At 67.2% G+C, this 21,684-nt stretch carries 21 protein-coding genes and 1 pseudogene; 15 read left to right on the top strand and 7 right to left on the bottom strand.

The features are described 5' to 3' along the window. Window positions 1-454: 454 nt before the first annotated feature. Complete coding sequence (gene tyrS, locus ACD584_RS16310) at window positions 455-1,666, bottom strand: tyrosine--tRNA ligase (protein WP_076035851.1); 1,212 nt, start codon at window positions 1,664-1,666, stop codon at window positions 455-457. Window positions 1,667-1,838: 172 nt separating this feature from the next. Here tyrS and ACD584_RS16305 point away from each other — a divergent pair, with 172 nt between their 5' ends. After that, window positions 1,839-3,257 (top strand): M23 family metallopeptidase, encoded by a 1,419-nt coding sequence (locus ACD584_RS16305; protein WP_011038917.1) that lies wholly within the window; start codon window positions 1,839-1,841, stop codon window positions 3,255-3,257. Between the two features lie 203 nt (window positions 3,258-3,460). Beyond that, the gene (locus ACD584_RS16300) at window positions 3,461-4,594 is read left to right on the top strand and encodes an anhydro-N-acetylmuramic acid kinase (protein WP_076037706.1); all 1,134 of its coding nucleotides are present in this window, start codon (window positions 3,461-3,463) and stop codon (window positions 4,592-4,594) included. Between the two features lie 243 nt (window positions 4,595-4,837). Here ACD584_RS16300 and ACD584_RS16295 read toward each other — a convergent pair whose 3' ends face one another. Both ACD584_RS16295 and ACD584_RS16290 read right to left on the bottom strand, forming a co-directional pair. Next, a complete protein-coding gene (locus ACD584_RS16295; RefSeq protein WP_011038919.1) occupies window positions 4,838-5,065 on the bottom strand; it encodes a hypothetical protein in 228 nt (75 codons plus the stop codon). Between the two features lie 58 nt (window positions 5,066-5,123). Beyond that, complete coding sequence (locus ACD584_RS16290; RefSeq protein WP_175611484.1) at window positions 5,124-6,419, bottom strand: MFS transporter; 1,296 nt, start codon at window positions 6,417-6,419, stop codon at window positions 5,124-5,126. Between the two features lie 20 nt (window positions 6,420-6,439). Here ACD584_RS16290 and ACD584_RS16285 point away from each other — a divergent pair, with 20 nt between their 5' ends. Further along, window positions 6,440-6,643 (top strand): hypothetical protein, encoded by a 204-nt coding sequence (locus tag ACD584_RS16285; RefSeq protein ID WP_076035850.1) that lies wholly within the window; start codon window positions 6,440-6,442, stop codon window positions 6,641-6,643. Window positions 6,644-6,683: 40 nt separating this feature from the next. On the opposite strand, the gene ACD584_RS16280 is transcribed toward ACD584_RS16285, so the two are convergent. Beyond that, a complete protein-coding gene (locus tag ACD584_RS16280; RefSeq protein WP_070693687.1) occupies window positions 6,684-7,484 on the bottom strand; it encodes an exodeoxyribonuclease III in 801 nt (266 codons plus the stop codon). Between the two features lie 121 nt (window positions 7,485-7,605). Here ACD584_RS16280 and pyrE point away from each other — a divergent pair, with 121 nt between their 5' ends. From pyrE to ACD584_RS16230, 10 genes and pseudogenes are all read left to right on the top strand, one after another. Beyond that, window positions 7,606-8,265 carry an orotate phosphoribosyltransferase gene (pyrE, locus tag ACD584_RS16275; RefSeq protein WP_011038922.1) on the top strand — a complete coding sequence of 220 codons (660 nt, stop codon included), beginning with the start codon at window positions 7,606-7,608 and terminating at the stop codon, window positions 8,263-8,265. Between the two features lie 25 nt (window positions 8,266-8,290). Continuing rightward, window positions 8,291-8,953: a hypothetical protein gene (locus tag ACD584_RS16270; RefSeq protein WP_012439447.1), complete on the top strand. Its 663-nt coding sequence runs from the start codon at window positions 8,291-8,293 to the stop codon at window positions 8,951-8,953. Window positions 8,954-9,067: 114 nt separating this feature from the next. After that, window positions 9,068-9,865 (top strand): ParA family protein, encoded by a 798-nt coding sequence (locus ACD584_RS16265; protein WP_075286268.1) that lies wholly within the window; start codon window positions 9,068-9,070, stop codon window positions 9,863-9,865. Continuing rightward, complete coding sequence (locus tag ACD584_RS16260) at window positions 9,865-10,794, top strand: ParB/RepB/Spo0J family partition protein (RefSeq protein WP_076035849.1); 930 nt, start codon at window positions 9,865-9,867, stop codon at window positions 10,792-10,794. Before ACD584_RS16265 ends, ACD584_RS16260 begins: the two co-directional genes overlap by 1 nt. A gap of 25 nt (window positions 10,795-10,819) precedes the next feature. Continuing rightward, window positions 10,820-11,095: pseudogene (locus ACD584_RS16255) on the top strand (helix-hairpin-helix domain-containing protein); the annotation flags it as partial. A gap of 95 nt (window positions 11,096-11,190) precedes the next feature. After that, window positions 11,191-11,919 carry a suppressor of fused domain protein gene (locus tag ACD584_RS16250; protein ID WP_076035847.1) on the top strand — a complete coding sequence of 243 codons (729 nt, stop codon included), beginning with the start codon at window positions 11,191-11,193 and terminating at the stop codon, window positions 11,917-11,919. Window positions 11,920-11,962: 43 nt separating this feature from the next. After that, complete coding sequence (locus tag ACD584_RS16245; protein WP_076035846.1) at window positions 11,963-12,928, top strand: SDR family NAD(P)-dependent oxidoreductase; 966 nt, start codon at window positions 11,963-11,965, stop codon at window positions 12,926-12,928. 79 nt (window positions 12,929-13,007) lie between these two features. Continuing rightward, the gene (locus ACD584_RS16240) at window positions 13,008-13,730 is read left to right on the top strand and encodes a glycosyltransferase family 2 protein (protein WP_076035845.1); all 723 of its coding nucleotides are present in this window, start codon (window positions 13,008-13,010) and stop codon (window positions 13,728-13,730) included. Continuing rightward, complete coding sequence (locus ACD584_RS16235; protein ID WP_011038930.1) at window positions 13,730-14,071, top strand: lipid-A-disaccharide synthase N-terminal domain-containing protein; 342 nt, start codon at window positions 13,730-13,732, stop codon at window positions 14,069-14,071. Before ACD584_RS16240 ends, ACD584_RS16235 begins: the two co-directional genes overlap by 1 nt. A 102-nt stretch (window positions 14,072-14,173) precedes the next feature. After that, window positions 14,174-14,740: a hypothetical protein gene (locus ACD584_RS16230; protein ID WP_372357312.1), complete on the top strand. Its 567-nt coding sequence runs from the start codon at window positions 14,174-14,176 to the stop codon at window positions 14,738-14,740. Between the two features lie 316 nt (window positions 14,741-15,056). Here ACD584_RS16230 and ACD584_RS16225 read toward each other — a convergent pair whose 3' ends face one another. From ACD584_RS16225 to coaBC, 3 genes are read right to left on the bottom strand one after another with little or no spacing between them, the layout of a single operon-like run. Further along, window positions 15,057-17,399 (bottom strand): phosphomannomutase/phosphoglucomutase, encoded by a 2,343-nt coding sequence (locus ACD584_RS16225; RefSeq protein WP_175611483.1) that lies wholly within the window; start codon window positions 17,397-17,399, stop codon window positions 15,057-15,059. Window positions 17,400-17,414: 15 nt separating this feature from the next. Further along, window positions 17,415-17,882 carry a dUTP diphosphatase gene (gene dut / locus ACD584_RS16220; RefSeq protein WP_029217103.1) on the bottom strand — a complete coding sequence of 156 codons (468 nt, stop codon included), beginning with the start codon at window positions 17,880-17,882 and terminating at the stop codon, window positions 17,415-17,417. After that, window positions 17,870-19,129, bottom strand: coding sequence for a bifunctional phosphopantothenoylcysteine decarboxylase/phosphopantothenate--cysteine ligase CoaBC (gene coaBC / locus ACD584_RS16215; RefSeq protein ID WP_076035844.1), 1,260 nt, complete (start codon window positions 19,127-19,129; stop codon window positions 17,870-17,872). Before coaBC ends, dut begins: the two co-directional genes overlap by 13 nt. 96 nt (window positions 19,130-19,225) lie before the next feature. Here coaBC and radC point away from each other — a divergent pair, with 96 nt between their 5' ends. Both radC and argS read left to right on the top strand, forming a co-directional pair. Further along, window positions 19,226-19,903: a DNA repair protein RadC gene (gene radC, locus ACD584_RS16210; RefSeq protein WP_011038935.1), complete on the top strand. Its 678-nt coding sequence runs from the start codon at window positions 19,226-19,228 to the stop codon at window positions 19,901-19,903. A gap of 87 nt (window positions 19,904-19,990) precedes the next feature. Then, window positions 19,991-21,679 (top strand): arginine--tRNA ligase, encoded by a 1,689-nt coding sequence (argS, locus tag ACD584_RS16205; RefSeq protein WP_076035843.1) that lies wholly within the window; start codon window positions 19,991-19,993, stop codon window positions 21,677-21,679. Window positions 21,680-21,684 lie beyond the last annotated feature (5 nt).

Here is a 21,684-nt window from a genome sequence, read left to right as displayed (position 1 = left end):
AGCCATATTAGCAGGCTTTTCATCCTCGTCAACCCCTCGTGAAGAGGACGTTGCCGCCGCTGCACATCAATCCGCCGTAGCGTCTTTCCGTGTAGCTAGCCGCCCATCATAGCCGGCTTTTCCGTTTCGTCAACACCCTAATCTCAGGCTGTTTTCGAGCCCTTTGCGCTGGTTCCGCGTCTGCGGGGCCGTTGCGTCGGGGGAGGCGAATTATGGGCCGGTCAAACGCATTTGGGAAGGGGTTTGTGAAAAAAATTTCACTGATCCTTGCCGCGAGTTTGGAAGCGTGCACGGGCGCACGTTGCTAGCCGCCTGACGCACGTTTCCTATCTATAGAGACTGCCGATTTGATCAATTAGCTCATCAAACGCTGAGGCGCTGACGACGCTCTATATAGATAGCCGCGAGCGGCACAGATCAGTTGCCTGCATCATCCCTGTTCGACCCAGGCAACTCAGCTGGTTACCAACGCAACGCGGGCAAAGTTGCGCTTGCCCACCTGGATGACGCCCTCAAAGCCGGGGCCGAACTGGCGAGCGAGGTCGTCGACCACTTCGCCGTCGATCTTGACTGCCCGCTCCTTGAGCTTGCGGGTGGCTTCGGAGTTGCTGGGTGTCAGCCCGGCCGCAGTGAGCAAACTGGCGATCCGCAGGCCTGCTGCGGGAACGCTGACCTGCTGGAGCGCCAACACGCTGGTGTCGCCCTGCCCGGTCACTACGGCATGCCAGCCGGCGATGGCCTGCTCAGCAGTGGCTGCATCGTGGAAACGGGTGGCCAGCTCCCGGGCCAGGCGCAGTTTGACGTCGCGCGGATGCAGGTTGCCGGCGGCGACCTCTTCTTTGAGACGGGCAGCCTCGGCAACGCTGATGTCGAAGGAGAGCAGGTCGATCCAGCGCCAGGTCAGTGCATCACCGATCTTCATGGTCTTGGTGACGATGTCGATGGCCGGCTCGTTGATGCCGATGTAGTTGCCCAGGGATTTGGACATCTTGGCGACGCCGTCCAGGCCTTCCAGCAGTGGCATGGTCAGCACGACCTGCGGCGCCTGACCGTAGTGCTCCTGCAGACCGCGCCCCATCAGCAGGTTGAATGTCTGGTCGGTGCCGCCGAGCTCGACGTCCGCCTTGAGGGCCACCGAGTCATAGCCCTGCACCAGCGGATACAGAAATTCGTGGATGGCGATCGGCTGCTGGCCGGCAAAGCGCTTGGCGAAGTCGTCGCGCTCGAGCATGCGCGCCACGGTGTGCTGGGCGGACAGCTTGATCATGTCCGCCGCACTCATCTGGCCGAACCATTCGGAGTTGAAGCGCACCTCGGTCCGCGTGCGGTCCAGGATCTTGAAGACCTGCTCTTCATAGGTCCGTGCATTGGCGAGCACGTCCTCACGGCTGAGCGGCTTGCGGGTGACGTTCTTGCCGCTCGGGTCGCCGATCATGCCGGTGAAGTCGCCGATCAGGAAAATCACCTGGTGCCCCAGCTCCTGGAACTGGCGCATCTTGTTGAGCAACACGGTGTGGCCGAGATGCAGATCCGGTGCGGTGGGATCGAAACCGGCCTTCACCCGCAACGGCACACCGGAGGTCAGGCGCGCTTCGAGCTGCTCAAGCTTGAGGATCTCCTCGGCACCGCGGCCAATGAGCGCAAGGGATTCATCGATAGTGGCCAACCACAGACTCCAGCGGCGTTCGCCGTCAACAACATGAATTAAGTTAAACGCAGGTTAATACCGCGCCAAGTGAAAATAATGAACAGGCTCAATGGTTTGACGCGCTGTTGATCGCTGTCTATGGTACCGGCGTTTGGGCTCGCACTTCGAGCCGTCCCGGAGACTTCCAACGATGCAGAACTCAGAGCAGGGCCGTGCACGCAAGCGGCGCTTCCAAGAACGCCTCCACGTCCTCCACGACACTGCACTGCATCGCAAGCTCAAGGAACACCTGCCGGCGGCGTTCAATGACCGCTGGACGCGCCGCCACTGGATCCATGCCAGCCTGTTCGCGACGATCGGCGCGATGGTGGCGACGATCGTGCCGGGCTTTTCCAATGCCATCGATGCGCCGCTTTCCAGCCATGCCACCTTGGCACTGCCGCTGCCGCCGCTGGTACCCAGCCGCAAGGCACTGGGGCCGGGCACCGACTGGGAGATCCTCAAGGTCAAGTCCGGGCAGACGCTAAGCACCCTGTTCGGGGAGCTGGGCATTCCGACGACCGTGATGTACCAGGTGCTGGCGCATCCGGGGACCAAGGAGGCGCTGACCAAGCTGCGCCCCGGCACGGAAATCGCCTTCGACATGCCCACCCCCGGTGAGTTGCGGGCGCTGCGCTTCGATCGCGACGACAGTCACCGGGTGGAGCTGCGCCTGCTGGGCGACAGCGTGCGCGAGAACGTCACCGAGCGGGCGACCAGCACCCGCACGGTGGTGGCCAGCGGCGAGATCACCAGCTCGCTGTATGCCTCGGCCAGCAAATCCGGGCTCTCCCCGGCGGCGGTCGCGGTGATGACCGACGATATCTTCAAGTACGACATCGACTTCGATAAGGATCTGCAGCCGGGCGACCGCTTCAGCGTGGTGATGGACGAGACCTGGCGCGAAGGCGAGCGGATCAGCACCGGCGACATCCTGGCGGCCACCTTCACCACCGGCGGCAAGACCTATACCGGCTTCCGCTTCGAGCGCGCAGGCAAGCCGGCGGAATATTTCGACATCACCGGGCGCCCGCTGAAGAAGAGCTTCATCCGCATGCCGGTGGCTTATAGCCGGATCAGCTCGACCTTTGGCGCACGCAAGCACCCGGTACTGGGCACGATGCGCATGCACAAGGGCGTGGACTACGCGGCCGCTTCCGGTACGCCGATCATGGCGGCGGGCGATGCGCGGGTGGTGTTCGTGGGCACCCAGCGTGGCTACGGCAACGTGGTGATCCTGGACCATGGCAAGAACTACAGCACGCTGTACGGCCATATGTCGCGGTTTGGCAAGGTCAAGGCCGGCCAGCGCATCAACCAGGGTACGGTGATCGGGTATGTCGGCATGACCGGCTTGGCGACCGGGCCGCATCTGCATTATGAATTCCGCGTTGGCGGGCAGCAGCGCAACCCGATGTCGGTGACGATGCCGCCACCGGAGCCGCTGCAGGGCGCCGAGCTCGCAGCCTTCCGCGCGCAGACCGCGCCGGCGATGGCACGTATCGAAGGCATGGAGAAGTTGATCTACGCCGACGCCGGCAAGCCTGCCAAGGGCAAGCCGCGCAGCTGAGGGCGGCCTGCCCTGGTGGCCGATTGATCAGCGCTCGCGGCGCGCTTTAGCTCCTGCGAGCGCGGTTGCCCAGGCGCAGACGGTGGTGCACGGCGGCCAACACCTGGCCGCCAGACCCGAACCACCGCGCTTCGGCCAACGCCCGGTTGACGGCCCTGCCCTCGCTGCACAAGCTGCCTGACCGCTCCGCACCTGGCTCCGGCATGTCTGCTCCGACACACACGCACTCCCCGCTCTATCTCGGCTTGATGTCAGGCACCAGTGCTGACGGCATCGATGCGGCGTTGGTGCGCTTCGACAACGCCAGCCACCGCCGCTGCGAACTGGTCGCTGGGATCACGGTGGGCTGGGAGCCGCAGTTGCGCGAAGCGTTGGTCGCGCTCGGCCAGGGCGCCGAGCAGATGGCGATCGACCGCTTGGGCCGCCTGGACGCGCAGGTTGGGCTGGCGTTTGCAGACGCGGCCAATCAGCTGATTGCCGAGGCCGGCGTGGCGCGCGAGCAGATCCGCGCGATCGGCTCGCACGGGCAGACCATCCGCCACCGGCCACAGGCCGACCCGTCCTTCACCTGGCAGATTGGCGACGCCAGCCGGATCGCCGAACACACCGGCATTACCACGGCGGCCGATTTCCGCCGGCGCGATGTGGCGGCCGGCGGCCAGGGCGCGCCGCTGATGCCGGCCTTCCACCTGGCGATGCTGGGTGCCAGCGACGAAGACCGTGCGGTGCTCAACCTGGGCGGCATCGGCAACCTGACGCTGATCCCGCGCGACGGCGCGGTGCGGGGATTTGACACCGGCCCCGCCAATGCCTTGCTCGATAGCTGGTGCCAGCAGCACCGAGGCACGCCGTTCGACGCCGACGGCGCGTTTGCCGTCAGCGGCAAGGTCGATGCGGCGTTGCTACAGGCGCTGTTGGCCGACCCGTGGTTCGCACTGCCGCCGCCCAAGAGCACCGGCCGTGAGCAATTTCACCTGGCGTGGGCACTGCAGGCCATGGGCACCGCGACGCTGCGCCCGGCCGATGTGCAGGCCACCTTGCTGGAATTGACGGCGGCCACGGTGGCCGATGCGTTGCTGCGCCACCAGCCGACAACGCGCCGCGTACTGGTCTGCGGCGGCGGCGTGCGCAACCCGGTGCTGCTGGCGCGGCTGGCCGCGCGCCTGCCTGGCGTGGTGGTGGAGTCCAGCGCGCGCCATGGGCTGGATCCGGATTACCTGGAGGCGATGGGCTTTGCCTGGCTGGCCGCCGAGCTCCTGGCCGGACGGCCGGCCAATCTGCCATCGGTGACTGGTGCGGCGGGGCCGCGGCTGCTGGGAGCGATTTATCCGGCCTGAGGGCCGTGCAGCCGGAAGTGGCGTCGTGAGCCGGTGCAGCTGGGCGCGATACCGGTCTACTCGTCGAACACCTAGCTGGATAGCTATGGCGCGACAGCACTAGCCGCAGATTGAAGATATGCAGTCGCACCGCTTGCTGCTGATGCAGATGCGAGCAAGCAGCAATCTGGTCGGCGCGCCTGGACGGTGTCCCCGCACTCAGTGCTCGCAGAAAAAACGTCGTAAAGCAGCGTCCGCCTGCTATCAGGGGGTGTTGCCCGCCGGCAGCGCCTTGAGCGCGGCAATGGCTTCGGCCAGCGCATCGACTTCCGGGTGTTGCAGGCCGCCGGTGACTTCGTACTCGCTGGCGAACAGGCCTTGTTCAAGCAGATGCATCACCGTCTGGTGCTGGGTCCAGCCCCGTGCAACGGAAATGCGGCGGATGCGGTCCACCAGCACCGGATCGATATCACGCAACACCAGATCGGTCATGCCCTTCCTCGTGCAATGCCCTGCCCCGCCGGCATCATCGGCAACCTTGGCAGCGGTTTCAATCCGGCCGCCGGTCATGGACCTGCAAGCGCGGCCATAGCCAGGCGAGCAGCGCCAGGGTCGGGACGACGGTCAAGGCGCTCAGGATGAAGAAGGTGCTGTAGGAAGTGGCCTCCACCAGAAAGCCGGAGACACCGCCGGCGAACTTGCCCGGCAGGTTGGCCAGCGAGACCAGCAACGCGTACTGGGTGGCGGTGAAATTGCGATTGGTCAGCGACGACATGAAGGCCACCAGCACGGTGCCGGCAAATCCCTGGAACAGGTTGTCGGCGCTGAGCGCGGCGTAGAACGCCCACAGCTTGCCGGGGTTCTGCGCCATCAGCAGAAAGGCCAGGTTGGACAGCGCCACACCCAGCGCGGCAACCAGCAGCATGCGCCGGAAACCGAATGCCGCCACCGCCGCACCGCCGGCGAACGCGCCAACAATGCCCATCCAGACACCGAACAATTTGGACACGGTGGCGATGTCGGCCTTGGTGTAGCCCGAATCCAGATAGAACGGCCCCGCCATCACGCCGATCACCTGGTCGGGAAATTTGAACAGGCCCACAAACGCCAGCAACATCAGGCCCAGCGCCAGCCCATTGCCCGAGAAAAAGCTGGAGATGGGCTGCCAGAATGCGCCCACCACATCGATGCGGCGCACCACCGTGAGCTCCGGCTGCACCGGCTCGCGGCACACCAAGGTGGTGATGATGGGCAACAGCATCAGCCCCGCCATGGCCAGATACGCCCAGGTCCAGTTGAGGTATTCGGCCATGTACAGCGCGCCGGCGCCGCCAAGGATCAGCCCGATGCGGTAGCCCAGCGTGTAGGTTGCCGCCAGCGCCGCCTGCGCAGTGTCGGGTGCGATTTCGATGCGGTAGGCATCCACCACCGAGTCCTGGGTAGCCCCCCAGAACGAGGCAAACAGGACCCACGCGACCAGGCCGGTGACGCTCATGTCAGGGCGCGAGAACGCCAGCGCGAACAAGCCGATGCTGACGCCCATTTGCGAGACCAGCAGCCACGAGCGGCGGCGGCCCAGGAACGCCGTGATCGGAAACGCGTAGCGGTCGAGCAGCGGCGCCCACAGAAACTTCAACAGGTAGAAGAAGCTGGCCAGGCTGATCAGGCCAATACTGCCCAGATCCAGGCCCACATCACGCAGGCGCGTGGATAGCGTTTGCGAGGCGATCAGCAGAAACGGCAGCCCGCTGCCGAAGCCGAGCAGCGCCATGGTGGCGGCCGATGGGGTTGCGAAGGCGCGCTGGATGCCGCTCAGGCCTTTGTACGTGGATGCGGGCGGGGTCATAACGGCGTCCGGTGGAAGTGATGGGAAGCGCGACGGCCGCCATTGTCGCCGCTCACCGCATGGACCGGACTGCCGAAGACGAACCTTCGCCTCGAATGGAACGCGCGGCGGCCGCCTTCACCGCGCTGCTGCAACTGGGACGGCATGCGGCTTATCCGACCCAGCTTCTAGCAGCCGTCGTCCGGGCGATCCACCACAGCCCGGCGATGCCGCTGCAGCGATAACCGCCGCGCGAGGCGGCACCACGCCATGGCTGCCACTGGCTCACTCCGCGTAATCCACGATGTAAGGGGCGTGGTCGGAAAAGCGCTGCTCGCGGTAGATGGAACAGGCCTGCACCTTGTCGCGCAGCCCGGGGGTGACCAGTTGGTAGTCGATGCGCCATCCCACGTTGTTGGCGCGGGCAGCGCCGCGGTTGCTCCACCAGGTGTAGTCCTCGCCCTGCGGATGCAGCACGCGGTAGCTGTCCACCCAGCCGCGCCCGTTGCTGGCATCGGCCTCGTCCAGCAGGTCGGCACACAGGCCGTTGAGCCAGTCGCGCTCGGGCGGCAGGCAGCCGGAGTTCTTCTGGTTGGACTTCCAGTTCTTGATGTCCAGCGCCGAGCGCACGATGTTCCAGTCGCCGCACAGCACGTACTGCCGGCCGCTGGCCAGCCACTCGTCCAGGATCGGCCGCAGCCATTCCATCACCTGGAACTTGTAGCCCTGCCGCAGCTCGCCCGAGGAGCCGGACGGGATATAGAACGACACCACGCTGAGGTTGCCGAAGCGGGCTTCGATGTAGCGGCCTTCTTCGTCGAACTCCGGCCAACCGAGCGCGGTGCGCACCTCGTCGGGTTCACGCTTGGCGTAGATCGCCACGCCGCTGTAGCCCTTCTTGGTGCTGGCATCGCGAAACCAGGCCTTGTAGCCGGCAGGCAGGAATTCCGGCCCGGCCAGCTGATGTTCCTGCGCCTTGGTCTCCTGGATGCACAGCACATCCGCGTCCTGGGTGGCGAACCACTCGAAGAACCCCTTGCTGGCGGCCGACCGCAGGCCATTGGCGTTGAAACTGATGATGCGCATAAGAGCTGGGAATGGGGAGTCGGGAATGGGGAATCGTAAAGCCTACCCCAGCGCCGCCAGGAAGGCTGCCGCGCTGCGATGCGTTTACCATTCCCGACTCCCTATTCCCCATTCCCGCCCCATGACCGACCACCGCACCCGTTTCCTGCAGCTGGCCCTGGATGCCGATGCCTTGCGCTTTGGCGAGTTCACGCTCAAGTCCGGCCGGCTCAGCCCGTATTTCTTCAATGCGGGGCGCTTCGATTCGGGCGCAAAGACCGCGCAGCTGGCGCAGTGCTACGCCGATGCGATCGATGCGGCGGGGGTGGAGTTCGACCTGCTGTTCGGGCCGGCCTACAAGGGTATTCCGCTGGCGACGGCGTTGGCCTGCGCCTATGCCGGGCGGGGCCGCGACCTGCCGCTGGCGTTCAACCGCAAGGAAGCCAAGGACCATGGCGAAGGCGGCACGCTGATCGGGGCGCCGCTGCAGGGCCGCAAGGTGCTGATCGTCGATGACGTGATCACCGCCGGCACCGCGATCCGCGAGGCCTTGGGCATCATTCGCGCCGCTGGCGGCACGCCGTCGGGCATCGTGGTGGCGTTGGACCGGCAGGAGATCGCCTCCGAGCAGGACCGCCGTTCGGCTGCGCAGGCGGTGGCGGCCGAGGCCGGCATTCCGGTGATCGCGGTGGCCAACCTCGCCGACCTGCTTGCATTCGCGGCAGGAAACGCCGACCTTGTGGGCTTCCGGGAACCGCTGCTGGCCTATCGTGGCCGCTACGGAACCGACACCACAGGCTGATAGCAGGCGACAGGGGGCTGCGCTGATGCCGATACACACACGTTTGGCGTTACTGGCCGCCGTTGCGGCCGCCGTGGTGGCCGCACCCGGCGTTGCGCAGGACAAGCCGGCCGCAAAGAAACTCTATTGCTGGAACCAGAACGGCGCCCGGGTCTGCAGCGATACGCTGCCGCCGGAGGCGGTGAACCAGGCGCGCGACGAATTCAACGTCAAGAGCGGCATGCGCAGCGCCGAGGTGCAGCGCGCGATGAGCAGCGACGAGCGCGCCGCCGCTGCGGCCAGCGAGCAGCAACGCCAGGCCGACCTGGCCGCCGAACAGATGCGCAAGCGCACCGACCAGGCAATGCTGATGTCGTACCAGAGCGAGGACGACCTGCGCCGGGTGTTCAATGAGCGCATCGCCATTGTCGACAACAACATCCACACCGCGCGCTTCAACGTGACCAGCCTGCGCGAAGGCCTGGCCAGCATGCTGCGTGCCGCCGGTGACCGCGAGCTGGCCGGCCAGGCGGTGGCCGACAAGCTGGCCGGCGACATCCAGCAGCGCCATCGCGAGCTGATGGCGCAGTTGCGCCTGCAGGGCAGTTTCGAGCAGCAGCGCACCGCGCTGGACGGCGAAATCACCGACATCCTGCAGCGCTACCGAGCCATGAAGGGCGCGCAGGACACCGCCACGCCGGCAGGCTGAGCCGGCCGGACGCCGCCCGCAGGGGTGACGCAGCGCCGTCGGGGCGCATTTCCCGATCCGGCGCCCAGCCCGCATAATGGCCGGTCTTACTCCTTGCCCACGAGGCTCTCCCGCATGGCCCGGATCATCGCCATTGCCAACCAGAAAGGCGGCGTCGGCAAGACCACGACCGCGGTCAATCTGGCGGCCGGCCTGGCGCGCGCGCCCAAGCGTGTGTTGCTGGTGGATCTGGACTCGCAGGGCAACGCCACGATGGGCAGCGGCATCGACAAGCGCGAGGTCGCCGCCTCCACCTGCGACCTGCTGCTGGGCGAAAACACCGCCGCCGAGATCCGGGTCACCGCGCCGGAAGGCTTCGACCTGCTGCCGGGCAACATCGATCTGACTGCCGCCGAGATCCAGCTGATGGACCAGGGCGAGCGCGAACAGCGGCTCAAGCGCGCGTTGGCGCCGATCCGCGACGAATACGACTTCATCCTGATCGATTGCCCGCCGGCGTTGTCGCTGCTGACGCTCAACGCGCTGACCGCGGCCGATTCGATCATCGTGCCGATGCAGTGCGAGTACTACGCGCTGGAGGGGCTGACCGCGCTGCTGGAAACCATCGAAGCGCTGCGTGCCAACCTCAATCCGGCACTGGAGATCGAAGGCGTGCTGCGCACGATGTTCGACATCCGCAACAACCTGGCCAACGCAGTGTCGGCCGAGCTGACCGAGCATTTTGGCGACAAGGTGTTCCGCACCATCGTGCCGCGCAACGTGCGCCTGGCCGAGGCGCCCAGTCACGGGCAGAGCATCGTGGGCTATGACCGCACCTCGCGCGGCGGGGTGGCTTACCTGGGCCTGGCCGGCGAGATCGTGCGCCGCCAGAACGACCGCAACAAGGCCGTCCGGCCCATGGAGACCATCTGATGAGCAAGCCGACCCCTGCCAAGAAGCGTGGACTGGGCCGCGGCCTGGAAGCGCTGCTGGGACCCAAGGGCGCGGCAGCCGCAGCGGCACCGACCGGCGCCGACGAAAGCACCCTGCAGCCCGGCGACACCTTGCGCCAGTTGCCGGTCACCCAGCTGCAGCCGGGCAAGTACCAGCCGCGCCGGGAGATGGACGAGGTCAAGCTGGCCGAGCTGGCGGAGTCGATCAAGGCGCAGGGCGTGATCCAGCCGATCGTGGCGCGCGAACTGGCGCCGGGGCAGTTCGAGATCGTCGCCGGCGAACGCCGTTGGCGCGCCTCGCAGCTGGCCGGGCTGACCGAGGTGCCGGTGGTGGTGCGCGAGCTCGACGACCGCACCGTCATCGCGATGGCGCTGATCGAAAACATCCAGCGCGAAGACCTGAACCCGCTGGAAGAAGCCCAGGCGCTGCAGCGCTTGATCGACGAGTTCTCGTTGACCCACGCCGAGGCCGCAGAAGCGGTGGGCCGTTCGCGTGCGTCGGTATCCAACCTGCTGCGCCTGCTGGAATTGCCGGTGGCCATCCGCGTGCTGCTGGAAACCCGCCGCCTGGAAATGGGCCACGCGCGTGCGTTGCTCACCCTGGCGCCGGAACTGGCCAGCAAGCTGGCGCAGGAAGCGGCCGACCAGGGCTGGTCGGTGCGCGAAGTGGAACACCGCGCGCAGCAGTTCGCTGCCGGCAAGGTGCCGGGGTCGCTACGCAAGGGCAAACCGGCCACGGTTGCGCCGCAGGCCGATATCGCCTCGCTGGAAACCGAACTGTCCGAGTCGTTGGGCACCAAGGTGGTGTTCAACCACGGCCGCGGCGGCAAGGGCAAGCTGGTGATTCATTACACCGACCTGGACACCCTGGACGGCGTGCTGGAACGCTTGCGCGCCCGCACGGGGTGACGCGGCCAGCGCAGGAGGATCAGCGATGCATCCCGCCAAAGTGGACCGCGCGCATCTGCTGCGCCTGACCGACCTGCCCAACGTCGGGCCGGCCTGCGAAAAGGACCTGCAGCAGATGCCGGCGCAGCTGCACGGCCGTGATGCCTACGATATGTACGCCCAGCTCTGCCTGCGCACCGGCGTCACCCATGACCCGTGCGTGATCGATGTCTTCCTGTCGCTGGTGCGCTTCATGCAGGGCGAGCCGGCACGCAATTGGTGGGATTTCAGCGCCGAGCGCAAGGCAACCCTGGCGGCCGAGCGCACGGGTACGCGGGCAACCGCGCCGCTGCCGGGCCGCCGTGTCGCCAACACCAGCACCAGCACCGGCGCCAGCAGCGACGGCAAACACCGCCCATGAGCCACGCCGACGAGACGATCAGCCCGTCCGGCAGCCCGATCCTGCATCACGCGCAGGCCAACGGCTTCGAGCCGGCACGCGGCGAAGAATGCCTCGTGCAGATCAGCGCGCACATCGAGCAGCACCTGGGTCCGATTGCGAGTGTGTTCCACGAAATCCTCTCCGATACCGTGCATCTGGATGTGCATATCGTGCCGCCCAATGCGCACTCGCCGCATCTGCGTCTGGTGACCTCGGGCATGAGCGATCTGCCGATGACGCTGCCCGACGGGGTGGCGGCGCCGCGTTACATGGAGCTGATGCTGAGCCTGCCGGGCGATTGGCCGGTCGACCAGCGCGACTTCGACGACGAGCGCCACTACTGGCCCATCCGCCTGCTCAAGAACCTGGCGCGGCTGCCGCACAAGTTCGACACCTGGCTGGGTTTCGGCCATACCGTTCCCAATGGCAACCCGGCCGAGCCGTATGCGCCGGGTGTCGCCTTCGACGGCGCGATCGTGCTGCCGCCGGTGAGCACGCCGCAAGCATTTGCCCAGCTGCGCATCGATGCCGACAAGACCATCGCCTTCATGACGGTGGTGCCGTTGTATCCGGAAGAAATGGCGCTGAAGCTGAGCCACGGCAGCGATGCACTGCTGGATCGCCTCGATGCCGGCAACATTCGGGACGACATCGACCTGCGCCGCCGCAACGTGGCGAGGAAGCGCTTTTTCGGGCTGTTCTGAGCGCTGTTGTCTCCTTCCCTTTGACGTTTTCAGGACCATTGCCATGACCATTCTCGTCACCGGCGCCGCCGGTTTCATCGGTGCCTACACCTGCCGCGCACTGGCTGCGCGCGGCGAGAACGTGGTGGGCCTGGACAACTACAACAGCTACTACGACCCGCAGCTCAAGCACGACCGCGTGGCCGCGCTGTGCCCGCAAATCGACATCCGCACGCTGGACCTCACCGACCGCGAAGGCCTGGCCGCGCTATTCGACGAGATCCAGCCCACCCGCGTGGTCCACCTGGCTGCCCAGGCCGGCGTGCGCTATTCGCTGGAAAACCCGCATGCCTATGTCGACAGCAACCTGGTCGGCTTCGTCAACGTGCTCGAGCTGTGCCGCCACCGCGGGGTGCAGCACCTGGTGTATGCGTCGAGCAGCTCGGTCTACGGCGATTCGGCCACCCCGCCGTTCTCCGAAGACCAGCGCGTGGACCAGCCACGTTCGCTGTATGCCGCGACCAAGGCGGCCAACGAGTTGATGGGCTACACCTATGCGCAGCTGTACGGCCTGCGCGCCACCGGGCTGCGCTTTTTCACCGTGTACGGGCCATGGGGCCGGCCGGACATGGCGCCGCTGATCTTCAGCCGCGCGGTGTTGGCCGGGCGCCCGATCGAGGTGTTCAACCACGGCAAGATGCAGCGCGACTTCACCTTCGTGGGCGACATCGTGGCCGGCGTGCTGGGCGCGCTGGATACCCCCAGCACCGAGCCGGTGCCGCACCGCGTGTTCAACCTGGGCAACCACACCCCGGTGGAACTGGAATACTTCATCGACGTGATCGCCCAGGCGGCCGGCCGCCCGGCCGAAAAGGTCTACCGGCCGATGCAGCCAGGCGACATGGTGCGCACCATGGCCGACACTTCGCGGGCGCAGGCGGCATTCGGCTTCGATCCGGCCACGCCGGTCGAGCTCGGTCTGCCACAGGTGGTGGAGTGGTGCCAACGTTATTTCGCCTCGCGCGCCTGAGCTTCATGCCCGGCTCAGATGGTCAGGGCACAATGCGCGATCTTTTTTGCTCCGCCTGCATCCGGGCCACCACACTCCCATGAGCCAACCTCAGCTTTCCGTCGTCGTCCCCGTGTTCAATGAGCGCGACAACGTGGCGCCCCTGGTCGGCGAGATCGTGGCCGCGTTGCGCGGCGTGGCCGCCTTCGAGATCGTCTATGTCGACGACCACTCGCGCGATGACACGCTGGCGGTGTTGCAGGAGCTGAAAACCCGCACCCCCGAACTGCGCGTGCTGCACCACGTCACCCAGAGCGGGCAGAGCACGGCGGTGCGCAGCGGGGTCAAGGCCGCGCGGGCGAGCTGGATCGCCACGCTCGATGGCGATGGCCAGAACGACCCGGCCGACATCCCCAAACTGCTCATTGCGCGTGCCGAGGCCGAGCCGCAGGTCAAGCTGTTCGCTGGCTGGCGGGTCAACCGCCAGGATTCGGGCTCCAAGCGCTGGGCCAGCAAGTGGGCCAACGCGATCCGCTCGCGCATGCTGCAGGACAACACCCCCGATACCGGCTGCGGGATCAAACTGTTCGAGCGCGAGGCGTTCCTGGACCTGCCCTACTTCGACCACATGCACCGCTACCTGCCGGCGCTGATGCAGCGCGCCGGTTGGCGCACCATCAGCGTGCCGGTGCATCATCGCCACCGCACCGCCGGCGTGTCCAAGTACAACAATCTCAACCGGGCGCTGGTGGGCATCCGCGACCTGCGCGGCGTGGCATGGCTGATCACCCGCAGCAAGCGCACCGCGGTGGAGGAGCGCTGATGGAGCTGCACTGGCTGGATCAACCGCTGACCTGGCTGTATTGGACCGGGCTGCACGTCACCGGCTGGAAGCTGATCGGCTATGTGGGCGCGCTGATGTTCGGCGGCCGCTGGCTGGTGCAGTTCGTGGCCTCCAAGCGCGCCGGCAAGCCGGTGATCCCGCGCATGTTCTGGTACATGAGCGTGGTCGGCAGCCTGATGACGCTGAGCTACTTCGTGTTTTCGGCCAAGCAGGACTCGGTGGGCGTGCTGCAGAACATGTTCCCGGCCTTTACCGCGTTCTACAGCCTGTACCTGGACATCAAGCACCGCGGCTGGAAGCGCGAGCGCGCCTCGCACTGAGTACTGCACAGGCTTGCTGCGCCTGCTGACGGACGCACCGCCAGCGCGCGCCTGAAACGGCGCGTCTTCGGACACTGCGCTGCCGGGTTTGCCTAATCGCGCGTGGGTGCCGCACCGATGCGCGGCGACGTTGCTGCCACGCAGGCTGTGGGCATGCCCAGCGCCCAGCCCCTGCCCGCTCTACCTCTGCCGTCCAACGCCGCGCGGCTTTGGCATCTGCAGGTGCACACCCATCAGCAGGTGGCGCTGTTCGCTGACTGGCGCTGCGCGCGCGCTGCAGCGGCGTGCCTGTCGCGTAGTGGCCATTGGCATGGCACGCGATTGCTGTGCTGGGTGTTGCTGCCCGATCACTGGAGCGCGCTGTTGCAGGCGGATCAGCCGGCGCTGCTGCTGCACCGCGCCGGCAGCGCGTGCCAGGCGGCGGCAGAGGCGGTCAATCGCGCACGCGGGCGCGGCGGTACGGTCTGGCAACCGCAACCCACCCTGACGCCGTTGGCTGCGCCCAACGACCATCGGCACTTCGCGCGTGCGCTGGTGGCCGCGCCGGTGCGCGCCGGACTGGCCGCGCACGTGGGCGCCTATCCGTACTGGGATGCGGTCTGGCTGCCGCGTGAGGCCGGTGGCACAGCGGTGCCGGGCATCACGGCGATGACGCGGCGTGCCGGCTGACTGTGCGATGCAAATCATCGCGACGGGATCAGCGAACGCAAGAGGCCAGCGCTCGCGCGCGAGGGTGCCCGGCAGCCCGGGCGGATGCTCTTCCCCATGCGTCTTGAGCTACGGAATCAGCGCGAGTGCGCTGGGAAAGCCGCGCGCAACCACGTCAGTGCTGCGTCGCCGCAGCGGAGTGGCTACTCCTCACCGCCGAGCAACGCACGCGCAGCCTCGCGCGCGGAGACTGCGGAGCAGAACGCGGCTTGGCCAGGACGCCACTGCGCCGGCCGCGGCCGATGCGGCCAGCGCAGTGCCTCGGCGGTTGCCGTGCTCAGAATGCGAGCGGGTGATCCGGCAGCAGCGCCTGCAGTTCGCTGCGGAACAGCGCGCGGATGCGTTCCAGCGCCACAGCGGTGTCGGCTTCGAAGCGCAGCACCAGGATCGGGGTGGTGTTGGACGCACGCACCAGGCCCCAGCCGTCGCCGAAATCCGCGCGCAGCCCGTCGATGGTGGACAACCGCGCGGCCTCGAACGGCGACTCCTCGCCGGCCTGGGCACGCTCCACGAACCGGGCCACCAGCGCATGCGCATCGCCGTCCACCGGCACCTTGATCTCCGGCGTGGACACGCTTTCGGGCAGCTCGCCGAGCACGTCGGACGGGGTCTCTTCGCGCTGGGCGAGGATTTCCAGCAGGCGCGCAGCGGCATAAATGCCATCGTCGAAGCCGTACCAGCGCTCCTTGAAGAAGAAGTGCCCGCTCATTTCACCGGCCAGCTCGGCATCGGTTTCGCGCATCTTCGCCTTGATCAGCGAATGCCCGGTCTTCCACATCAACGGGCTGCCGCCGTTGCGTAACACGTAGTCGGACAGCTTGCCGGTGCACTTCACGTCGTAGATCACCAGCGCGCCGGGATTGCGTTGCAGCACATCGGCGGCAAACAGCATCAGCAGGCGGTCGGGGAAGACGATGGCGCCTTCCTTGGTGACCACGCCCAGGCGGTCGGCATCGCCATCGAAGGCCACGCCGATATCCGCATCGAAGCGCTGCACCATCTGCACCAGATCGCCGAGATTGTGCGGCTCGCTCGGGTCTGGATGGTGATTGGGAAAAGTGCCGTCGATTTCGCAATACAGCGGCACCACTTCCGCACCGATGGCCTCCAACAAGCGCGGCGCGATCTCGCCGGCCGCGCCATTACCGGCGTCCACCACCACCTTGATCGGGCGGTCCAGCTGCACGTCGTCGGCAATGCGCTGGATGTAGGCATCGCTGATGTCGCGCTGCTCCAGTTCGCCGGGGCTGGCTGCGGTATGCAGGCGGCCTTCGTTGATGCGCTGGTGCAGCTCGGTGATCGCCGCACCGGAGAGCGTCTCGCCCCCGATCACGATCTTGAAACCGTTGTAGTCGGGCGGATTGTGGCTGCCGGTCACCGCCACGCAGCTGCCGGCGCGCAATTCGTAGGCGCCGAAGTACACCACCGGCGTCGGCGCCAGGCCGATGTCGGTGACGTTGCAACCGGCGCGGCGCAGGCCTTCGATCAGGCCGTTGGTCAGTTCCGGGCCAGACAAACGTCCATCGCGGCCGACCACGATGTCGCGCAGGCCTTGTGCCTGCATCACGCTGCCGATGGCCTGGCCGATCAGCGCGGCGATGCCGGGGTTGAGATCCTTGCCCACCACGCCGCGGATGTCGTACGCGCGGAACATTTCTGCGGCGACCTGCACGGCCGGGACCAGCGCCGCAGGCGCCGGCGTGGCAGCGTCCAGCGCGCGGGGCTCGCCGGCCACGCTGGCGTCCTGCTGCAGGCTCTGACGGAAGGTCGGCTCGTCTGCGGCCGCATCACCGGCCACCCGGCGGCGCGGCAAGGCCACCTGGCCCCGGCTGGCCAGCACCAACAGCACCGCGATCACCAGCAGCAATGCCGCCACGATCGCGCAGCCGAGCGCGCCCAGCCCCAGCGGGCCGCTGTCGCTTTGCGGCACTGCCGCAGCGATGCGCAGGCCGCTGTCGCCCAACGGGCGGGCCAGGGTTTCGGCGGCGTCCGCCAGCGCGGTATCGCCCTGCTCCACCACGTTGAAGCTGCCCTGGCGCAATGCCAGATAGGCCTGCCCGGGCACGGCAATGGCATCGAGCGGGCCAGTCAGGCGAAGCAACGGCAGCCGTGCGTAGGCCACCGCCGGCTGGCCGCCCAGGGCGACCGCGGCGGCCACGCCCAGCCGCACCTGCTTGGCGTCGCGCACCACGCGCACCTGGGCACGTTCGCCGACCAGCGCCGACTCGAGCAAGCTCAGCCGCGCATAGCCGAAGTCTTTGGGGTTGTCGTACGCCGCGCTGAGGTCGCCGCGCAGCACCTGCACATCCTCGGCGCCCTTGAAGCGCTCGCGGATCGCCGAGGCGGCGGCAAGTGCATCGCCGCCGGCCAACGCGGCCACCACCTGAGGTTGCTTGAGCACGGCGTCCAGCTGGCCGGCCTGCGAGGTCATCGCCTGACGCACGTCCTGCACGGCGCGGTCGCGCGCCTGCTCAAGCGTCTGCGCGATCGCGTCCTCGCGCCATTGCGCGTAGCTGTTCCAGCCAAACCAGGCGGCCAACAGCAGCAGCATGCCGCCCAACACCGGTCCACTCGTCCGCACGCCCGACATCCCCTGCCTGCGCTCGTTCGCCTTGCTCATCGTCAAGCTCCCCTGTCAGCGCACGCCGGTGTGGCCGAATCCACCCGCTCCCCGCGCGCTGTCCACGAAAGTATCCACCACTTGCAAGCTCACGCGCACGATCGGCAGGATCACCAACTGCGCGATGCGATCGCCCGGCTCGATGGTGAAGGCCTCGCGGCCGCGGTTCCAGGTGCTGATCAACAGCGGCCCTTGGTAATCGGCATCGATCAGACCGGTGCCATTGCCCAGCACGATGCCGTGCCGGTGGCCCAGGCCGGAGCGCGGCAGGATCACCGCGCAGACCTGCGGGTCGTCCAGATGGATGGCGATGCCGCTGGGAATCAGCGCCGCATCGCCGGGCTCCAGCGTCATCGGCGCCTCCAGTGCCGCGCGCAGGTCCATTCCGGCGCTGGCCTCGGTGGCATAGGCCGGCAACGGCCACAGGTCGCCGAAACGCGGGTCGAGCAACTTCACCTGCAAGGACTGGGTCATGCCTGCAATCTCTCCGCGATCAGGGCCAGCAATTGCTCGGCCAGGTCCGTCTTGCTGCTGCTGGGAAACGCACGTTCGCCGCCCTGCCAATAGGCGGTGGCGGCATTGTTGTCGCTTTCGAAGCCACCGCCGGCGATCCCCACCTGATTGGCGATGATCAGGTCCAGCCGCTTGGCCGCCAGCTTGCCACGGGCGTAATGCTCCACGTCGTGCGTTTCGGCAGCAAAACCGACCACCAGTTTCAGCGCACCGGTCTGCGCGGCGACCTCGGACAGGATGTCCGGCGTGCGCACCAGTTCCAGCGTGAGCGTCTCGCCGGTCTTCTTGATCTTCTGCGACACCACCCGCTTGGGCGTGTAGTCGGCCACCGCGGCTGCGCCAATGTAGATATCGGCCGGGAACGCGCCCAGCACCGCATCGCGCATCTGCGCGGCCGAGCGCACATCCAGGCGCTGCACGCCCTCGGGCGTGGTCTGGTGCACCGGCCCGCTGACCAGCACCACATCGGCGCCCTGGCGTGCGGCCGCCGCTGCCAGCGCGTAGCCCATCTTGCCGCTGCTGCGGTTGCCGACATAGCGCACCGGGTCCAGGTCCTCGAAAGTAGGCCCGGCGCTGATCACGATGCGCAGGCCTTCGAGTTGAGCACTGCTGGGAACGAACACCGGCGGCGACGCGCCAGCAGCGTCTTGACGCAGATCGTCACCGGCCAGCGCCGCGATGATCGCGGCCGGCTCGGCCAAGCGGCCGGGACCGGATTCGCCCTCGGCCAACGGGCCGTCGTCCGGGCCGACCACCGCCACGCCGCGCGCGCGCAAGGTGGCGATATTGGCCTGGGTGGCCGGGTGCAGCCACATGCGGTGATTCATCGCTGGCGCCACGGTCAGTGGCGCGCTGGTGGCCAGGCACAGGGTGGTGACCAGGTCGTCGGCCAGGCCGTGCGCCAGGCGCGCCAGCAGATCGGCGGTGGCCGGCGCGACGATCACGCGGTCGGCCCAACGCGCCAGTTCGATATGGCCCATGGCCTGCTCGGCAGCGCTGTCCCACAAGGTGGTGCGGGTGGGCTGGCCAGACAGCGCCTGGAAGCTGAGCGGGGTGACGAAGTGCTGCGCGCCGCTGGTCATGGCGACCTGCACCTGCGCACCGGCGTCGCGCAGGCGACGGACCAGTTCGAGCGATTTGTAGGCGGCAATGCCTCCGCCGACGCACAGCAGCAAGCGCTGTCCGTCCAGGGGGCGGGCCTGAGTGGAGCCGGTCACGTCGGAGTCGTCCTACCGTTACAAGGACAACTAGATTAGCCGATGCCCCCGTTCGGCCTGATAGGCGTCGGCGATGAGCACCGGCAATCTGGCCATATGCACATCAACGACTGGCCCACCGACGAACGCCCGCGCGAGAAACTTCTGGCCCGCGGCGCCGCTGTTCTCTCCGACGCCGAGCTGCTGGCGATCTTTGTCGGCTCGGGGTTGCGCGGCCAGGACGCGGTGCGCACCGCGCGCGACCTGCTGCACCGGCACGGCCCGCTGCGCTGCCTGCTGGATCGCCCGGCCAAGGCGCTGGCCCGCCTGCCCGGGCTGGGGCCGGCGTCGGCCTGCAAGCTGAGCGCTGCGCTGGAGCTGGCCAACCGGCACCTGCTCAGCGACCTGGAGCGCGGCGAGGCCTTGAGCGATCCCAGCAGCGTGGGGCGCTACTTCTCGCAGCGGCTGCGGGCGCGCAACTACGAAGTGTTCGCGGCACTGTTCCTGGACAGCCGCCATCGCGCGATCGCCTTCGAGGAGTTGTTCACCGGCACCATCGATGCGGCCGAGATCCATCCGCGCGAAGTGGTGCGGCGAGCGCTACTGCACAACGCGGCGGCGGTGGTCGTGGGCCACAACCATCCCTCCGGCAATCCGGAGCCGTCTGAGGCCGACCGCGCGGTCACCCAGCGCCTGCTGCAGGCCCTGGGGCTGGTGGATATCCGGCTGCTCGACCACTTCGTGATCGGGGATGGCCGTCCGGTCTCGCTGGCCGAGCGCGGCTGGGTGCCGTGAGCCTGCGCGCCGGGACCTGAATCGTCACTCGGACCTGCGGCCGCGCGGTCGGGTAAAATCGCTGGTTTCGTTCCAAGCAGATCCCACGTGAAAGCCCAACTCCGCGCACTGATCGGCCAAGGCATCGAAGCCTTGCGCGCCAATGGCACCCTGCCCGCCGACACCCTGCCGCCGGATTTTGTGGTCGAGCGGCCCAAGACCCGCGAGCACGGCGATTTCGCCACCAATGCGGCGATGCTGCTGGCCAAGGCTGCGCGCAGCAACCCGCGTGCGCTGGCCCAGGCGCTGCTGGCCGCATTGCCGGCCAGTGACGATGTAGCGCGCGTGGAGATTGCCGGCCCGGGCTTCATCAATTTCCATCTCACCCCGGCCGCCTACCAGCGCGAAGTGATTCATGTGATCAAGCAGGGGCACGACTACGGCCGCGGGCTGGCCGGCAACGGCCGCTCGGTGGGCGTGGAATACGTCTCGGCCAACCCGACCGGCCCGCTGCATGTCGGCCACGGCCGCGCGGCGGCGATCGGCGACAGCCTGGCACGCGTGCTCGATGCCAATGGTTGGAACGTCAAGCGCGAGTTCTACTACAACGATGCCGGCGTGCAGATCGAGAATCTGGCGTTGTCGGTGCAGGCGCGCGCGCAGGGCCTCACCCCGGATAGCGCCGGCTGGCCGGAAAACGGTTACCGCGGCGATTACATCGCCGATGTCGCAAAGGCCTATCTGGCGGGCGACACCGTCGACCTGGAAGGCCACCTGGTCACCGGCACCAGGGATCCGGCCGATCTCGAATCGATCCGTCGCTTCGCCGTGGCCTACCTGCGCAACGAGCAGAACCACGACCTGGCCGCGTTCCGCGTCGATTTCGATATCTATTTCCTGGAAAGCTCGTTGTACAAGGACGGCAAGGTCGACGAAGCCGTGCAGAAGCTGATCGCCTCCGGCCACACCTACGAGGAAGGCGGTGCGCTGTGGTTGAAGTCCACCGACTTCGGCGACGACAAGGACCGCGTGATGCGCAAGTCCGACGGCACCTACACCTACTTCGTGCCGGACGTGGCCTATCACCTCACCAAGTGGCAGCGCGGCTATGAGCGCGCCATTACCGAGCTGGGCGCCGACCACCACGGCTCGCTGACGCGCGTGCGCGCCGGCCTGCAGGCGATGGAGCTGGGCATTCCGCAGGGCTGGCCGGAATACGTGCTGCACCAGATGGTCACGGTGATGCGCGGCGGCGAGGAAGTGAAGCTTTCCAAGCGCGCCGGCAGCTACGTCACCTTGCGCGACCTGATCGAAGAAACCAGCGCCGATGCGGTGCGTTGGTTCCTGATTGCGCGCAAGCCCGATTCGCAGCTCACCTTCGATATCGACCTGGCGCGTGCGCAGAGCAACGACAACCCGGTGTTCTATGTGCAGTACGCGCATGCCCGCGTCTGCAGCGTGCTGCGCCAGGCGCAGGAAAAAGGCCTGAAGTACGACCAGACCCACGGCATGGCCGAGCTTGCACGCCTGGACGACGAACATTCGCTGGCGCTGATGCTGGAGCTGTCGCGCTACGCCGAAGTGGTGGAATTGGCGGGCCAGACGCTGGAGCCGTACCAGATTGCGCAGTACCTGCGTGAATTGGCGCACGCCTTCCACACGTGGTATCACAACAGCAAGGTGCTGGTGGACGATGCCGCCGAGCGCGACGCCAAGCTCACCCTCGCGGTGGCCACCCAGCAAGTTCTCGCCAACGGCCTGGAACTGCTTGGCGTCAGCGCCCCAGAAAAGATGTAATCAGC

Origin of the sequence: Xanthomonas sp. NCPPB 2922, assembly GCF_041520885.1 — a bacterium.
Lineage (GTDB): Bacteria > Pseudomonadota > Gammaproteobacteria > Xanthomonadales > Xanthomonadaceae > Xanthomonas > Xanthomonas campestris.
Note: the sequence above shows the minus strand (reverse complement) of the source record. Positions and strands in the feature narration are given on the sequence as shown.

Excerpts from the sequence above, each read along its gene's own strand:
- ACD584_RS16290 (WP_175611484.1), bottom strand. The coding sequence starts at position 6,419 with ATGACCCCGCCCGCATCCACGTACAAAGGCCTGAGCGGCATCCAGCGC.
- ACD584_RS16265 (WP_075286268.1), top strand. The coding sequence starts at position 9,068 with ATGGCCCGGATCATCGCCATTGCCAACCAGAAAGGCGGCGTCGGCAAG.
- ACD584_RS16300 (WP_076037706.1), top strand. The coding sequence starts at position 3,461 with ATGTCTGCTCCGACACACACGCACTCCCCGCTCTATCTCGGCTTGATG.
- ACD584_RS16240 (WP_076035845.1), top strand. The coding sequence starts at position 13,008 with ATGAGCCAACCTCAGCTTTCCGTCGTCGTCCCCGTGTTCAATGAGCGC.
- ACD584_RS16280 (WP_070693687.1), bottom strand. The coding sequence starts at position 7,484 with ATGCGCATCATCAGTTTCAACGCCAATGGCCTGCGGTCGGCCGCCAGC.
- ACD584_RS16295 (WP_011038919.1), bottom strand. The coding sequence starts at position 5,065 with ATGACCGATCTGGTGTTGCGTGATATCGATCCGGTGCTGGTGGACCGC.
- ACD584_RS16235 (WP_011038930.1), top strand. The coding sequence starts at position 13,730 with ATGGAGCTGCACTGGCTGGATCAACCGCTGACCTGGCTGTATTGGACC.
- ACD584_RS16305 (WP_011038917.1), top strand. The coding sequence starts at position 1,839 with ATGCAGAACTCAGAGCAGGGCCGTGCACGCAAGCGGCGCTTCCAAGAA.
- pyrE (WP_011038922.1), top strand. The coding sequence starts at position 7,606 with ATGACCGACCACCGCACCCGTTTCCTGCAGCTGGCCCTGGATGCCGAT.
- ACD584_RS16270 (WP_012439447.1), top strand. The coding sequence starts at position 8,291 with ATGCCGATACACACACGTTTGGCGTTACTGGCCGCCGTTGCGGCCGCC.
- radC (WP_011038935.1), top strand. The coding sequence starts at position 19,226 with ATGCACATCAACGACTGGCCCACCGACGAACGCCCGCGCGAGAAACTT.
- ACD584_RS16285 (WP_076035850.1), top strand. The coding sequence starts at position 6,440 with ATGGGAAGCGCGACGGCCGCCATTGTCGCCGCTCACCGCATGGACCGG.
- ACD584_RS16250 (WP_076035847.1), top strand. The coding sequence starts at position 11,191 with ATGAGCCACGCCGACGAGACGATCAGCCCGTCCGGCAGCCCGATCCTG.
- ACD584_RS16225 (WP_175611483.1), bottom strand. The coding sequence starts at position 17,399 with ATGAGCAAGGCGAACGAGCGCAGGCAGGGGATGTCGGGCGTGCGGACG.
- ACD584_RS16245 (WP_076035846.1), top strand. The coding sequence starts at position 11,963 with ATGACCATTCTCGTCACCGGCGCCGCCGGTTTCATCGGTGCCTACACC.
- ACD584_RS16260 (WP_076035849.1), top strand. The coding sequence starts at position 9,865 with ATGAGCAAGCCGACCCCTGCCAAGAAGCGTGGACTGGGCCGCGGCCTG.